The sequence below is a fragment of the Vibrio artabrorum genome, from assembly GCF_024347295.1.
Taxonomy (GTDB): domain Bacteria; phylum Pseudomonadota; class Gammaproteobacteria; order Enterobacterales; family Vibrionaceae; genus Vibrio; species Vibrio artabrorum.
This window is the reverse complement of sequence record NZ_AP025458.1, coordinates 220,531-235,850: the sequence shown is the minus strand read 5'-3', so window position 1 is coordinate 235,850 and position 15,320 is coordinate 220,531. Positions and strand designations below refer to the sequence as shown.

Here is a 15,320-nt window from a genome sequence, read left to right as displayed (position 1 = left end):
AAGTAGCAAGATACGGCTCTTTCCCTGTACTTCGCATCCCGTTACTCGTTGCTCGAATCTGATTTTCATTCTATTTCACGCTGCTTGGTCTTTGGAACCAAGGTGAGCGAGCGTCGGTTTGGTCGAACAAGTTGTATTGCTTGTTCAGCACTTGGCCGCCGTCACGCGTGATCGGTAACCAAGTAAAGCCAGCACGGCTTGAGCTTGGTTTTACAGTGATCAAATCAAACGGAATTGATACATAGAAACCTTTGGTATAACTGCCTTCACCGTACTCTTCTGTTGTCATGTCGGTTAAACTGACAAATGCGCCAGCTATCACACCACTCTTGAACTGCTTAGAGAAATCGATACGAGTACCGATATCACCCGCAAGGAATTTACCCACACCGACTTTAAGTAGTGTATTGCTCAAGAAATCCCATTGTGGTATGTAGTAACCGGTAATAAAGCCAGTCGTACCTTTATCGACCACTTTATACGTTCGGCTACTGTCGCTCGGGTTGACTTGGATCTCTTGATCAAACGTGCCAAACCAGCTTTCTGGATCTCGCTGGCTAATGGCGGTCATGTCTGCACCAATTGCCCAGTTTTGGTTGAATGGTCGATAAAGGATTTCGCCACCCACGCCCGCAAACATGCTCTCGAGGTAACCACCATAAGCTTGGGTGTAGACACCGCTGCCATAGTCTTCAAACCAAGTCAATTGTAAGCGATCTAAGCGAACTGGCTCGTCAACGTAAGAGCGGAACAAGGTTCTTACTCTTGGCGTTTGGTCTGTGCCGTCAGATGGGATTTCGTAATTAAACTTATCGTAGTTATCAACTAAGTTGACGTAAAGAGAGCCCGACAGTTCGACATTGTTTAACGCCCAAAATGAAGCTTTGGTGTATAAGCCCAAACTGTACAAGTAGAAGTTTTCGGCCGAACCAAACGACTGAGCTAGGTTTGGTGAAATCGACACATCGAATCGCTCACGCCCATCGAGATAAATCACGGATTTCTTACGCTCTGGTTCGTGAGTGTTTGTTGCGTCACTGGTTTGAGCATTAAGGTAATGATTGTTAGCCGCCGCTTTGAATGCTTGAGCATCTACCGTTGTCTCGGTGAGTTCCATCGATTTATCGTTTTCGATGATTTTATAGGTATCGATGTAACTCGGTACCGCATTCGCAATCACGGTCGCACCGCGTTCAAGGGCGATATCTCTGTCTCGGTACTTAACCTGACTACCCTTTACCACAATACTGTTATCGTCAATCAAGATTTGCGCTTGTTCATAGCCAGCGATCGTTTCAAGCTCTTTAGCAAGGGCTGCCATGTTAATATCATCAACCGTTTCGACACCGCTTGGGCGCAATTCTGCTGTTTCAGTATCTCGCCACACAGAATACATTTCATTAAAATTGGTCGAGAAATCAAAACCAAGGGTTAAAGTATCACCTCGCTCATAGCTCACTTTAGCTTCCCCCCAATCGGCAAAGTGATACACAGCGCCAACGTTCCAAGGCGTGTGTTGTGTCATGTCGACACTACCACGCACTACGGGGTAATCTTGAGAATAATCATTACCATCGTATTCAAGCTTCAGGGTTAATGGCTTATAAGGGGTTTGATATTCAAAGCCACCATAAATTGCTGTATCACCTTTAAACCAACGCTCAAAATCGACACTGCCGCCATTGCCTTTATAATCAGACGGGCGTTTACAATACTTATCACTGGCTTTACACAGAGGGTTGGTAAAGTTGCCACTGGTGCCCATGTATCCCCATGCCATGCCCAGGGTAAAATCAACGGGACCAAAGCGCTTAGTTGCCGCGACAAATTCGCCATCAAACAGGCCGGTACCACCAAAGTCACGCACACCTACCGACACTTCCGGTAAGTAGTACCCCTCTTCGATTAAACGCAGTTTAAAGTCAATACCTTTATCTGTGTATTTAGTACAACCACTGAATGAGTTTTGAGAGCAATTTTGATTCCCCCCACCGCTATAAAGGAGATCTTGTACTTGTGTATAACGAATGGTGGTTTCAAGCCAAGGCATCACCTGTAGGCTTACATTATAAAAATGGTATTCGTTATTAAACGAAGCGCTAAAATTAAACTCACCTTCTGGTGCCATTCGACCTGTTGGCATTTGCATTAAGCCAACCCCACCAAAGTTCATTTGCGATGTTCTGTATTCGCTATCGTTGAATGATGATTTCTCCGCTCGAATCGAAGAAGAATCAACGACCGTTTTTGCATCAAGCGTTTCACCACGAACCGTGTCTGCAAAAACAGAAGCACTACTGGTCATTAACAAGGCGCAGATAACCGAGGTACACACTGCCGATAGAGGGAATGATTTCTGCTTCAGCATTACAGGCCAACCTTATGACGTAACAAATCAACGATATCTTGGTTCAACGTTGAGTATTCTGATGGCAAAGAGTAAAACGCCATAAACACGATGGCACCTGGCGCTAAGTAAACTGGCTGTTCGTTCCAGTAAGCATATGGGATGGTTTGTACCACGCCATCTGGCTGAACAACATATGCCACGCTTTTATCGGCAGACTCTCCAACAAAACCACTTGGTAATGCATCGAGATAATCATTCAACGTTCCATGTTCAATCACATGCAATCTTACTGAATCTTTCATTACTCCCATCAACTGAATAGATGTGGGTCGTTGTGGTAGGTATAGAGAAAACACTTGAGTTTGACTGGCCGACGTTTTTCTTAGATTCGAACTTGGAACAAGTAATGGATTCTTGTCTGATTGTGAGATAACAGCATTACGATCTAAATCAATAAAAACTCGATTAAGGTATTTAAAGGCGGCTAACTGTTGGCGAACAAAGGTTGCTTCCGGCTCTTCTACCGCGAAAGCTTCAAGCTGATTCAGAACATTACGTTTTTTGGCTTCGATAGTTTCAGTATTGGTTTTATCAAACAGTTGAGCGGAAAGAGGGAAGTAACCAAGACTGCCATTAACATTCGCGTTAACGTCGTCTAATACCTGAAGCAGTCGGACGTTAGCTTTATACTCAAGCGCTATACCTTGAAGGGGTAGCTCGATTGTTGTTTTAACTGAAGAGGAACTGTCAAGTTCATCAACAGAGGTAATATTAGGATTAGAAGCTGCAGAAGCGTAGCTTACTGTGCATAGAGAAAACAGTGCGCTCATCATAAACAGAACTCTCACTGCCGGCAACCGACTCTCCATCATTTTAGATATGTGACTCATACAATTCATCATTCTTGTTCATTCATTGCTTTGATAATTCTTAAGCACGGTTAACTCTAGTCTTGTCATATCAGGGCCTAAATACTGTATGGTTTTGACTACTTTACCGTTATTGTCGACCCAATATTCGTTGGTCATCTCTTTCTCTAGCATTGGGAAGTTAATTTTTTCTTGGAACTTCTTGGTATCGATAGTCGCTAACGGCGTTTCAACCGTCTCATTTCCCACGTATGTTCGGGTGATGTTCGCTTTATAGCCTAATCGATAATTGGGTTGCCAGTCGTACACCGCTTGCCACTTTTGAGCTCCAGGATTAGCTGACACATCAAACACAGAAGCAAAGTCTGGTGATGAGTAGCTTGCAGACGAGAGCGAATTTAACGGTTGAAATGCCAAACCTGAAAGATTGTCGTAAGGAAGTAATAGAGTTTGTACGATACGTCCATTTTCAGTGACGATCATTGCTTTATCAGAAGACATCCACTTCAATTGCTCTGCACCCGTTTGCGAATTTTTACCAACGTACGCCAAGACCATAAAAATCTTACCTTGCTCATTCACTTCCGCATAAATACTCGAATAAGGTAAAGTTTGAATGTATTCTTTGGACAACTCAACATCGGAACTTCTAAAAAAGGCTTCATCAAAAGTGGAATTTACATCTTGAAACTGCTGAGAACAACCAGCAAGAAAAAGACCAAGGAATATGATTAGAGGTTTAAGCATGACGAATTCTACTTCCTAGCAATTTGGTTGCTAATATCTAAGATAAAAATCTGATATAAAAAAACCACTTTATGCTTTCACATAAAATGGTTTTAAACACCGACTAAAGATTATCGAGTCGTTGTTGTTGTCGTTGCACCGCTATCGTTAGAAGCAACAGCGACAGCAGTTGCTGCCACTACAGCTGCTGTCGCGACAGCCACTGTGGTTGCCGTGCCAGTTGCTGCAGCTGATGCGCCAGCGCCTGCTGCTGTACCTGAACCTGTACCTGCCGCTGCTGTCGTTTCCGCTGCAAATGCAGCACCTGAGAAGCTAACTGCTAACGCAGCTGCTAGAGCCATCTTTTTCATAATGATTTCCATTAATATAAACGTTTATATGTAGAGGGTAAGTTTTACACCCTTAATCAGCTGTTCAGCTTAAACAACTGATTTTTCATCATAGATAATACTCACCATCAAGTAAATGGATAAATCATAAACAATACCCTGGGGAACATTATTTAGGGAATAATGCCACAAAAAATAACTGGTGAGAATGCACTAGCCATTTCAATAAAACTAATCTTATTTCTAAACGTAAATTGTATTAAAGCTATCACAACACCAAGCATTCAGAATAAATGACCGATATACGAAGCGCTTGAGAGACAAAAACAAGGGATATGACATGGAAGAAACCACATACAAGCTGCTCTATGACGCTCCAATTGGCAAAATGATCATCATAAGCAATGGCAATGCTGTGATTGAAATTGACCATATAAATACCGAGTTAGAACTTATAGAAAACCCTGATGAGCTATGCCTTAAGGTTTCTCGTCAATTAGACGAATACTTTGCTGGTGAGCGGAAACACTTTGATTTACCACTGCAAAGAGCAGGCACTGACTTTCAACGCAAAGCATGGGCAACTTTAACGACCATTCCTTATGGCGAAACCATCAGTTATGGTGAGCAAGCAAAGAGAATGGACACCCCAAAAGCCGTAAGAGCAGTGGGTGGTGCGAACGGCAAGAACCCATTTAGTATCGTTGTACCCTGCCATCGAGTCATCGGCGCAAATGGCACATTAACCGGCTACACCGGCGGCATGAGCCGCAAAGAGTGGTTATTGGATTTTGAGCGTTCGATTCTAAAAGCGAGATGAGAGTAAACGGGATGCGCGATACGAAAAGCATATAACTCGAATCCCGAATCTGCCCCTTCTTATCATTACGTCATTCCCTACAGCGAGGTACGAGCGTGATAGGGAATCTCTCTTTATCTTGAACACCGAATATGACAAGTAATACGTGGCATGAGATTCCAGATACAAAAAAACGGCTACACTCACGCGCAGCCGTTCTAGTATTCGATGAAAGTTAAAAACTATTTAACTAAAACATCACCTGACATTTCAGCCGGGATTTCCATACCAGTTAGAGCAAGCATCGTTGGTGCTAGGTCAGACAGTTTACCGCCCTCTTTGAACTCAACGTCTTTGTTGCCCACGTAGATAAGTGGCACTGGTAGGTTAGTGTGCGCTGTGTGGATGCCGCCCGTTTCTGGGTTTACCATCATTTCCGCGTTACCGTGGTCCGCTGTGATTAGCAGTTGGCCGTCAGCTTCTTTGATTGCTTCAACCACTTTACCAAGACATTCGTCTAGCGACTCTACCGCTTTAACCGCTGCATCGTAAACGCCAGTGTGGCCAACCATGTCACAGTTAGGGAAGTTACAAACGATAGCGTCGTATTGGCCGCCTTTGATCGCTGCTACTAGCTTTTCAGTGAGCTCTGGCGCGCTCATTTCTGGCTGTAAGTCATACGTTGCGACTTTTGGAGAAGCAACAAGCTGACGCTCTTCGCCTTCAAACTCGTCTTCTTTTCCGCCGTTGAAGAAGAACGTCACGTGCGCGTATTTCTCTGTTTCAGAGATACGTAGCTGCGTTTTGCCTTCTTTCGATAGCCATTCGCCGTAGGTGTTCTCTAGAGAAGCCGGTGGGAATGCACATAGCAGTGGGATGTCGGCTGCGTATTGAGTCAGCATCACGAAATCGATCGCTGGGAATACGTTACGTGCAAAGCCGTCGAAATCAGGCACGAATGCACGTGTGATTTCGCGAGCACGGTCGGCGCGGTAGTTCATGAAGATAACCGCATCGCCATCAACGATAGCGGCAGACTCTTCGCCTTCCGCTTTAATTTCAGTCGCTTTTACGAACTCATCGTTTTCGTCACGAGCGTAAGCCGCTTCTAGGCCAGCAACAGCTGTCTCGAATGTGAACTCTGCTTTTGCTTGAGTCAACAGGTCGTAAGATTCTTGAACGCGATCCCAGTTGTTATCACGGTCCATTGCGTAGTAACGACCAATCAGCGAAGCAACACGGCCTTTACCTAGCTTAGCGAACAACGCTTGGAAGCGTGCTAGTGTGTTTTCTGCGCTACGTGGCGGCGTATCACGACCGTCTAGGAATGCATGTAGGTAGATTTTCTCTGCGCCACGCTCAGCAGCCATTTCAACAGCCGCGTAGATGTGATCTTCATGAGAGTGAACGCCACCTGGAGACATAAGACCCATGATGTGAACCGCTTTCTCAGCTTTAACCGCTTTATCGATAGCGTTTACTAGCGTTTCAGTTTGACCGAACTCGCCGTCTGAAATCGACTTAGTAATACGAGTAAGATCTTGGTATACCACGCGACCCGCACCGATGTTGGTGTGACCCACTTCAGAGTTACCCATTTGGCCATCAGGTAGGCCTACATCTAAGCCAGAAGCCGAGATTAGCGTGTTAGGTTGGTTAGCAATAAGACCGTCTAATACGGGTGTGTTAGCGTTCGCGATAGCGTTGTCTTGGTTGTCTTGACGGTAACCGTAACCGTCAAGGATCACTAGAGCCATTGGCTTCTTAGCTGACATAGGACTGACCTCGTTCAATTCAAAATAAATCGGTATAAAAACAAATTAGCGTAATTTTACTACAGTTTACAGTCAAAACTGTAGTGGAAGATCAAGAAAGGGCGCAGGTAGAAGGATCGGATGTGAAAAAAAATGTCATTTGAACCTTCGCTAATACGATAATATCCTCATGAAATGGTAGTGGTAAACAATTCAAATTCAGGACGAGTAATAGAGAGCTCTCGTTCTTTCTCTCGTCCTTCCCCCCCTTTCAACTAGAAGCTAAATACACTAAAATAACGAAAAATACATTATTAGGCTGAATCGTGCTCATTTCATTACTTGATCTCTCTTTCCTATTTTTCTTTTCTCTTGCGACTACTTTTACTATGCGTAAATTCGCAAAAAAAATAGGGTTAGTCGATAAGCCGAATGCTCGTAAACTTCACCATGGAGCAATCCCATTAGTTGGAGGAGTATCGATTTGTATCTCTATAGTCTATTTCTTATTCAACAACCCAAATATTTTACCGAATACAGAGCTCTATGCGGCATGTGTCCTAATACTTGTTGGTATCGGAGTTTTAGATGATAAATATGACGTTAGCTTTAAACTGAGGTTTGCAGTACAAGCAGGGCTATCGATAATTATGATGGTTATCGGCGGTATTGAGCTCAACACTATAGGGGATGTATTGGGAAGCGGTGATGTAATTACCTTGGGTTGGTTTGGTTACCTTGTGACCATACTGGCTGTGGTAGGAGCCATTAACGCATTCAACATGGTCGATGGGATTGATGGGCTATTGGGCGGGCTATCTATCGTTACTTTTGGTGGGCTCGGCATTATGCTTAACTTTGATGGCCAATCGAATTTAGCTTACATTTGTCTAGTCTTAGTCGTTACCATTATCCCATATATCTTACTCAACCTCGGTGCATTTGGCCGAAAAAGAAAAGTATTTATGGGAGATGCGGGGAGCATGTTAATTGGCTTCACAGTGATCTGGTTACTACTGCTTTCTAGCCAAAATGGAAGCGCACCACCACTACGTCCAGTGACCGCACTATGGCTAATAGCAGTACCCCTAATGGATATGGCGGCGATTATGGTTCGCCGAGTAAGAAGAGGCGACTCTCCTTTTAAACCCGATCGTGAGCATCTACATCACATATTCCAGCGCATGGGACTGAGCTCAACACAAACGCTTATCGTTATTTGTAGTATTGCAACTCTCTATGCTGCAATAGGTATTTCAGCTGAAATGCTGAACATTCCAGAGTATGTCATGTTCTATGCTTTTATCATCTGCTTTGCAATTTATCTTGCGATATTAAGTAACATCTGGAAAATCACTTCCTATATCAGGAAAGTATGCCCTAAATCACCAAATTTAGAAGCAAACCAAAATAAGTCTGATGTATGAACATATTAGCAACTAGTGGATATGGTTGGCTTTGTTGCGTAATTAAATTTAGAGATAGAGCTACCTCGTTTCGTGTATTCCTTAGCCAATACAACAAGTTTCAGGCATACCTATCCCAGTAAGCTTGTTCAACGGTTTAACTCGATACATCGCTATTTCTGAGAGTAAACGTATGTGTATCCATACCACTCTTTCCAATACTTATTTGAGCCGTATAACTTTTGGCAACCCACGGCGAGGTTTCGAGGGTGACCACGCTCCTAGGAGGCACCCCCTTCTCTTTGGGGGAATAAGCGCAATGGCTCTCTTAATTTTAATAGCAGCGTGACGCGCTCTCGTGTCGTAAGCGTCATCACCAGACACCTAAAGGATACTTCGGCGTGTTTGTTTCAGTAAGTTCGGGAGTACTTCTCCATCTGTAACCGTTGATAAACTTAGCTCGGCGGCAATGATCTCATAAGTGCTTATATCGAGTGCAATATGAAGCTTTCGCCAGGCTCTACGCTTACCATCCGCCCCGTATTTTTTGACTTTCCATTCACCTTCGCCATAAACTTTAAGGCCAGTCGCATCAATGGCCAGGTGTTGTATCGAACCTCTCGTTTTAGTATTAAATGAGGCCTCTACTTGCTTGGATCTAAGTCTGATGCAGGTGTAATGCGGACAGCTTAACGGTACATAGGTTGTAACTCTTCACCCGCAAGCTATTGACAGCGAATTTATGTGACTGAGTTAACTTGATCCCACATCCAACTTGAGTGATCTTTTTGTGGTGACAATCTGGGGGGTATGAATAAGAAAACATTACCTCCATCGCCAGATTTCGATTCGCCTGAAGAGGCGAAATACATCATCCACTTTTTATGGGATAATCTGGCAGAGCTTGAAGACCGACTCAATCAAAATAGTCGAAACTCTTCTGTGCCATCATCTCAACAACCCCTGCATAATAAAGCTAAGAATACTTCGCCGAATCGGAAGAAATCTGGAAAAAAGCAAGGAGCTCAACCAGGTCATAAAGGCCACCGCCGACTGCTTCACCCTGTTGAAGACAGTGCCTCGGTTGAGCAATACTTACCAAATAAGATATGCCACTGCGGTGGGTGTGTTATTCCAAATCGAAAACCTTATAAACGACACCAAATCTTTGACTTGCCAGATATCTCATACACGCTTGTTGAACATCAAATCTTTAAAGGCGAGAGCTCATGGTGTGGTGATAAGCATCAAGCGGAGCTTCCAGAGTATGTGCCCGATGTTCAAATGGGGCCAAATCTACATAGCTTTATCGCAATCCAAGCGACGCAGCACCACCAAAGCATAGGTAAAATACAATCTATGTTGAAAGACGTCTTCCAGCTTAACTTCTCAACAGGTGCAATATCAGCGGCGCAAGGACGAGTCACTGAATACTTAGCCGATACTCATACTCAAATTCATGAAGCGGTCAAAGCATCTAAACTGATTATGGCTGATGAGACTTCGCCATCCCCCCTGAAATATTAAAAGATTTCTCTGATCCCATGCGCCATGTAAGTGCGTTACCACAAGAGGCGGCCTCATCGCGCGTAGCCAAAGCGCAAGATATTTATCAGCCGCCATCGTTTGCAAAGATAAAACCCAAAGATGCGAACCAAGAGACTCCGTTTCATCGCTGGCCTCACGCCATGCTCATCAAGTCGCTCAATACGCCCCAACAAGCTGCGCCCACTCAGCCCGAGTGGCAAGCCGACAACCTGTTGCCCCGCTTATTGTTTGATTATGTGCAAGAGCTGAAGCAATTTGGCGGCGTGAAAAAAAACACCCTCAGCCCCGCCACCTTGCTGCGCTACACCAGTTTTAAAAATGAACTGTCGACGACCCCACTCCCTCTCTCGATCGCCAATGACAGAGAAGCCCTGCAACAATGGGCCAAAGACCGATACCGCCTCATCCAAGACGAGACAATGGAAAAATGGACTCTGTATCAATTTTTCCGTTTTCTTACTCAGCAATCCATCACTGAGCACTTAGATCTCTCGACCTTCATCAAACCGACCCAAAGCCTAAAAATTAATGCCCTTTCTCTTAGCGCTGAAGAGGTGCACCACCTGGTCACTCAGTTATTAACGCACAGCCTGTCTCCGATGCAGGCGTTATTTGCGAGTGTCAGCGCGTTATTGAGTTATTACGGCGCCCTTCGACGCGGGGAACTCTTGCGCCTGCGCCTGCGCCTTCAAGATATTCGATGCACCCACGAAAAGGTCAGTTATTTGCGATCTACATTACCAATACCGAGGAAGGCAAAACAAAAAGCGGAGACGCGCGCACGGTTCAGGTTGTGATGCCCGAAATCGGCGCCAAATTAATACGGTTGTTACTGGCGTTTAAAGCCAACCGCCCTCCTAGCGAGCCATTCATTGGCTTTGAAGGCGAGTCCATCCATTTACGAGCGCGCCACTACCTTTTGCCTATCACGAAAGTACTCAAACAATTACACGGTAAAAAAGCGCGTTTTCATCACCTTCGCCACAGCGGCGCCAAGCTGCTCTATCAACAAGCACTTTGCCTTGCTAACGGTGCGGCGCCAAAGGCTTGGCATCCAACGCATCAACCCGTCACCGCGTCTCTCTTCTCAACATCCGTTGTAGAGCAGCGATTTCAATACTGGTTGCAAGGGCGTTCATTTTCAGAGTTAAACAATATGCTGCTGTTTGATGAAATCGGTCGAATGCTGGGCCATCAACACTATGCGACAACCCGGCTGCATTACCTGCATGGTATGGAATGGGTCGCGCCTGCCTTTCTCCCTCAACAGCGAGAATACACACATGCCGAGCTGAGATACCTCTGGGGAATGAAACCAGGTTCCAATGATATCACTCGTCTTCTGATGAGACTCAGCCCTCAATACGCCCAGCTTTCACCCTCTGAAAAGCAGCGCCACCTGCCGAGCTTTACTCATGCACAGCTGACGGAGGCTCTGAGCCAACGTTTGGGCAGCAAGCGCAAACCAAGTGGTGATCAAGAACGGCTTCAAAAGGCGGAGTCAAACGACAACGAGTGGATTGGACTTTGGACAAAAGGCGTCTCAAGTGTAACCCAAACCCGCCCTTATCGTTTTCAGTGGGAAACTCGAGAACAAATCAAACGCTTAAAAGAAACGCCTTTGGCTTTTTCTATGGTGAGTGACGCATGGCGCGTCTTTGGGCAATACCAAGGCATTGAATGGAATAAAGCCGCACGAACCGCCCTACGTCCCCTTGGCGAGCTACACCTCGAAGAAAAACCGTTGCAAAGCGATGACGAGGGAATGAACAACGGCAAGCAATTGTACTTTCTTAGCCCATGCAACCAAAAGGTGGAAAAAGCGCTCCACACCCTCAAGCAATCACCGCTCAAATACCATTGTCATATCACGCTGCATCAAAATCGAAAACGTCTCGACAGTAATAAATGGGACTTTATACAGGCGGCTTTACTCACAGCAAAAGACACCGCGAATAAAATCACCATCCCCACCGGTCGCACTCAACTCAAGATAGCGTTGAAGTTAGAAGTCACCGATCCACTTCTTCTAGAGCAATTTCAAACATGGTGGAACACCATGATACTTAACGCCTCACAGCAAAAAGGACACACATTATGAACACATTGAATTTTCAACCAGAAGTACACGCACGCATTACCGAGCTGGTTAGCGGCATCAAAAAAGGCAGCGAGCCCCCCTTTGTCACCTTCATTGTCACTGATAAATCGCTTCACCTCATTGGCGGCGCGACGGAGAAGCTCATCATGACCACGTTGGACAGAGCGTCGGATTGCACATTGGACAACGCTGCTTTCTCGTTTAGCGCCACCGCTTTTGCCAACCTATGGCTGTGCCAAACCAATCATATCGTCCAAAAAGAAACGATTTCATTGCAGCTCCGTCATGACAACCAACAAGACGGCGTCGTGCTGGAAGGGCGAACCGAACTGAACTCCTTTCGCTACGCCCTCGCGCAGCCCGCTTGTGAACATCATCTGGCCTTCTTTGATAGCGTCATGACGCACCCCAAGCAAATTATTGAGACCAAGCAAGCGCTGGCGATATGTCAACTGGCCAATACCTGCACCCCTTTCTCAGTGTTTGAGGTCAACAAAGACAGCAACCGCGTTCAAATAGAGCGAGACAACGACATCATTCCTTTCGCGCTCCCTAAGGGTATGAACATCGACATCGATATGGCCCTGACTCCGGAGGCCAAGCTCTCACTGGAATCGATCGCGCAAACAACACAAAGCGAGACCTTGTCTGTCTATATCGATGATGAGCAAGCGATGTTTAGCGATGGAGAGCAGGTGTATTGCCACTCCCTGGCGCCATTACGCGCCTACCGAGAAAGACAGCAGCAACATTTTGAGTTAGAAGCCAAAGTGGTGATTGATATTCTTGAATTTAAAGCCGAAAGGGACAATTTTCAAAAAATCGAAGAGATCAAAAAAACCAACCAAGCCTTACTTTACCTCAGCCCTGAGAGTATGTATTTCGCGAGCTTAACACCCAAAGTTGGCGCAGTAATGCCACTCACGACCAAGAGTATCATCACTTCACAAGAGCAACTGTATAGCGTCAATCTCAACGCCTTATCAAATGTACGCATCAAAGACATCACATCGGCTGATCAAGTCAAGATGACGGTGCTGCGCAACGCGCAAGGTGAACTCAAATTAGGGTTTCATAATGACGAAGATGGGAAGCACCCTTATTACAGTGTGCCTTTGGAGCGTGCTTTGCAACTCTTGCCTGAGCTAAAACGGCTCATCGAGTTCTCACAACTCTTAAGTAAGAAGCCAAAACAAAACGATCTGTTTGGATTTGATGACGTGTAATGCCATTAATGATAGTCAGTAAGTACTCAGACATCGCGCAGGGAAAAGACTGACATGTTTGGGTTTGATGACAGATCAGCGGCGCACCAATGAACCGTCATTTTTGATGAAAAAACCACCAAAAGAACTGGACATCGATCCAGTAAGCAACTAAAGTCAATAGTGAACGTTTTATAGGCAATCTGAGAAATGAACGTGAATACACGTTTTAGGATTCGAAAGAGACTATGAAATGCGTTGGCAAATGATGACCTTGCGTCACACCGCCACACACAATATGCAGTTGGGATAGGAAGGCGGCAACCTCCCTACCCCGTACCGGCTGCGACACGTTTAAGCAGACCCAGCCGATGGCTCGATTCTAGCGAATTCCATTGGTCAGGGACAGATCTATTTAAGATCTGAGATCAATGGAGGCCGCTATGGCTCATCTTCGCATCCGTCCTAACGGGCGCATTCAGTTCGATCTTCATTTGTACGGCCAACGCTTTCGCGAAGGCACCCAGCAAATGGCCACCCCAAAAAATGTCAGGCTTGCTCAAGCCACGCTCAAACAAATGAACGCCGAGATTGACCTTGGCACCTTTCAATACCGTGATTACTTTCCACACAGTAAAAAAGTGGCCTTGTTTGAACGCTTACAGCGCGAGAAGTACCCCGACCACCTGTATCCTTTTTTCAATGACTTTGCGATTCAGTGGTATGAGCGTCAAAAAGGCAATTGGAAAGCCAGTTATAAAGGCGTGGTAAAGAACACCCTTGAGCACTACCTCATTCCGCACTTTGGTAATACCTTAGTCTCTGAAGTGTCGCTCTCTCAAGTGGAGTTTTTTCGTCAGACCCTGCAAGAAGCTCGTAAGGCCAATGGCGAGCGACAACTCACCAACAAGCGTATCAATAACATTTTATGGCCACTGATTGCCATTCTGAGCCTCGCCGCCGAAGAGCATCACTTTGATTACCCATTTCGACGCTACAAATCCCTGAAAGAAGAAAAGGCGGATTCGAAACCGCTGACCATGGAGGAAGTGCGCACTTTCTTAGAATGCTGTGATGAGCAATGGCATGATTATTTTTTACTGCGATTTTGGACGGGCATGCGAAGCTGTGAGTGCATGGCCTGTATTGGGAGCACATTGATTTTGACCATCGCTTGATTCGCGTGAGACAAAATTATGTGAATGGAGAGATTTGTGATGTAAAGACGCCGAAGTCACGTCGTGATTTGCAGATGTGCGACACCTTGTTCGCGGCGTTAACACGTCAGTGGGAAAAGAGAGATGAGTGCAGCCCATTTGTGTTTGCCTCAAAAGGTGGGCGTGGACTTGATACCCATTACGTTAGCCGAAAGATATGGCACCCCACATTGAAAAAGGCCGGTCTTAAACCTCGCCGCGCCTACGAGACGCGCCATACGGCTGCGGTACTGCACATTGCCGCGCATGAGAATCCGATCTATATCTCACACAAACTCGGGCACAGCGACACCAAATTGCTGTTTGAGGTGTACGCCCCTTATGTCGCCAATGCTTCCAGACAAGACGGGAACGCGTTTAACGACATGATGTTAGGAGGCGCGGCATGATGATACTGACCTTTAACCGCGCTCAATACTTCCATCAAAACCTAACCGATAATGATCAACTGTGCGCCTTTGCATTAGGCTCTGAACTGCCTTCGGTTTATACACTCATCGGCAACAAACAAGAAATGGCGTTAAGTTCATTGAGCGAACAACACCGTTTAGAAGCGATAGCCAAGCAATGTTATGAGCGTTTTATGGAAGATCCAACGTTGCAATCGGTACTCGATAAGTACGCCGACAGTATGATGACCTCAGGCATGGTTATGTTTCACGATGTTCGATTACACGCTCAGTCCCCTGGGCTGACTTTAGCGAAGTACTATTACGCACTTAAACAAACAGATGGGCATTTGGATAGGTCAATAGTGTGGGAAAAACACCTTCAATGGTGCCAAGCGTTATCTTTTGCTTTATATGAACATTGCCAAGATCCACGCAGTGATATTTGTTATGGAGAGAAGATCGTCATTATCGATAAGCCGCATAACAGGCAGTGTTACAGCTATACGACCATCAAGAAACCGGTGTCGTTTCAGCTCAACCGATATCAGTACAGGCAACTGCCTTGGCAGTGGTAAGACTAGCGCTCCTGATAACACGGGAATA

The 15,320-nt window shown here is 45.5% G+C and carries 12 protein-coding genes and 2 pseudogenes; 8 read left to right on the top strand and 6 right to left on the bottom strand.

Annotation, left to right across the window (positions count from 1 at the left end; all coding sequences use genetic code 11):
* Positions 1 to 70: 70 nt before the first annotated feature.
* From OCU36_RS01115 to OCU36_RS01100, 4 genes are all read right to left on the bottom strand, one after another.
* Positions 71 to 2,368, bottom strand: a complete 2,298-nt coding sequence (locus tag OCU36_RS01115) for a YjbH domain-containing protein (protein ID WP_261838677.1) — start codon at positions 2,366 to 2,368, stop codon at positions 71 to 73.
* Complete coding sequence (locus tag OCU36_RS01110) at positions 2,368 to 3,252, bottom strand: capsule biosynthesis GfcC family protein (RefSeq protein WP_261838676.1); 885 nt, start codon at positions 3,250 to 3,252, stop codon at positions 2,368 to 2,370. Before OCU36_RS01110 ends, OCU36_RS01115 begins: the two co-directional genes overlap by 1 nt.
* Before the next feature lie 6 nt (positions 3,253 to 3,258).
* Positions 3,259 to 3,966 carry a YjbF family lipoprotein gene (locus OCU36_RS01105; RefSeq protein ID WP_261838675.1) on the bottom strand — a complete coding sequence of 236 codons (708 nt, stop codon included), beginning with the start codon at positions 3,964 to 3,966 and terminating at the stop codon, positions 3,259 to 3,261.
* Between the two features lie 110 nt (positions 3,967 to 4,076).
* Complete coding sequence (locus OCU36_RS01100) at positions 4,077 to 4,316, bottom strand: hypothetical protein (protein ID WP_261838674.1); 240 nt, start codon at positions 4,314 to 4,316, stop codon at positions 4,077 to 4,079.
* A gap of 319 nt (positions 4,317 to 4,635) precedes the next feature.
* On the opposite strand from OCU36_RS01100, the gene OCU36_RS01095 reads away from it, so the two are divergent.
* A complete protein-coding gene (locus OCU36_RS01095) occupies positions 4,636 to 5,115 on the top strand; it encodes a methylated-DNA--[protein]-cysteine S-methyltransferase (RefSeq protein ID WP_261838673.1) in 480 nt (159 codons plus the stop codon).
* A 221-nt stretch (positions 5,116 to 5,336) separates the two neighbouring features.
* Here OCU36_RS01095 and gpmM read toward each other — a convergent pair whose 3' ends face one another.
* On the bottom strand, positions 5,337 to 6,869 hold the full coding sequence (gene gpmM, locus OCU36_RS01090) for a 2,3-bisphosphoglycerate-independent phosphoglycerate mutase (protein WP_261838672.1): 1,533 nt from the start codon (positions 6,867 to 6,869) through the stop codon (positions 5,337 to 5,339).
* Positions 6,870 to 7,174: 305 nt separating this feature from the next.
* Between gpmM and wecA the strand changes: the two genes are divergently transcribed.
* Positions 7,175 to 8,275: a UDP-N-acetylglucosamine--undecaprenyl-phosphate N-acetylglucosaminephosphotransferase gene (wecA, locus tag OCU36_RS01085; RefSeq protein WP_261838671.1), complete on the top strand. Its 1,101-nt coding sequence runs from the start codon at positions 7,175 to 7,177 to the stop codon at positions 8,273 to 8,275.
* A gap of 81 nt (positions 8,276 to 8,356) precedes the next feature.
* Here the strand turns inward: wecA and OCU36_RS01080 are convergent.
* A pseudogene (locus tag OCU36_RS01080) lies at positions 8,357 to 8,953 on the bottom strand (IS5 family transposase); the annotation flags it as partial.
* A 111-nt stretch (positions 8,954 to 9,064) separates the two neighbouring features.
* Here OCU36_RS01080 and OCU36_RS01075 point away from each other — a divergent pair.
* From OCU36_RS01075 to OCU36_RS01050, 6 genes and pseudogenes are all read left to right on the top strand, one after another.
* Complete coding sequence (locus tag OCU36_RS01075) at positions 9,065 to 9,781, top strand: DUF6444 domain-containing protein (protein WP_261838670.1); 717 nt, start codon at positions 9,065 to 9,067, stop codon at positions 9,779 to 9,781.
* Between the two features lie 17 nt (positions 9,782 to 9,798).
* Positions 9,799 to 10,599: a hypothetical protein gene (locus tag OCU36_RS01070; protein WP_261838669.1), complete on the top strand. Its 801-nt coding sequence runs from the start codon at positions 9,799 to 9,801 to the stop codon at positions 10,597 to 10,599.
* Positions 10,503 to 11,903 (top strand): hypothetical protein, encoded by a 1,401-nt coding sequence (locus OCU36_RS01065; RefSeq protein WP_261838668.1) that lies wholly within the window; start codon positions 10,503 to 10,505, stop codon positions 11,901 to 11,903. Before OCU36_RS01070 ends, OCU36_RS01065 begins: the two co-directional genes overlap by 97 nt.
* Complete coding sequence (locus tag OCU36_RS01060) at positions 11,900 to 13,129, top strand: hypothetical protein (RefSeq protein ID WP_261838667.1); 1,230 nt, start codon at positions 11,900 to 11,902, stop codon at positions 13,127 to 13,129. Before OCU36_RS01065 ends, OCU36_RS01060 begins: the two co-directional genes overlap by 4 nt.
* Positions 13,130 to 13,551: 422 nt before the next feature.
* Positions 13,552 to 14,714: pseudogene (locus OCU36_RS01055) on the top strand (tyrosine-type recombinase/integrase).
* Positions 14,711 to 15,292: a hypothetical protein gene (locus OCU36_RS01050; RefSeq protein ID WP_261838666.1), complete on the top strand. Its 582-nt coding sequence runs from the start codon at positions 14,711 to 14,713 to the stop codon at positions 15,290 to 15,292. Before OCU36_RS01055 ends, OCU36_RS01050 begins: the two are co-directional and overlap by 4 nt.
* Positions 15,293 to 15,320 lie beyond the last annotated feature (28 nt).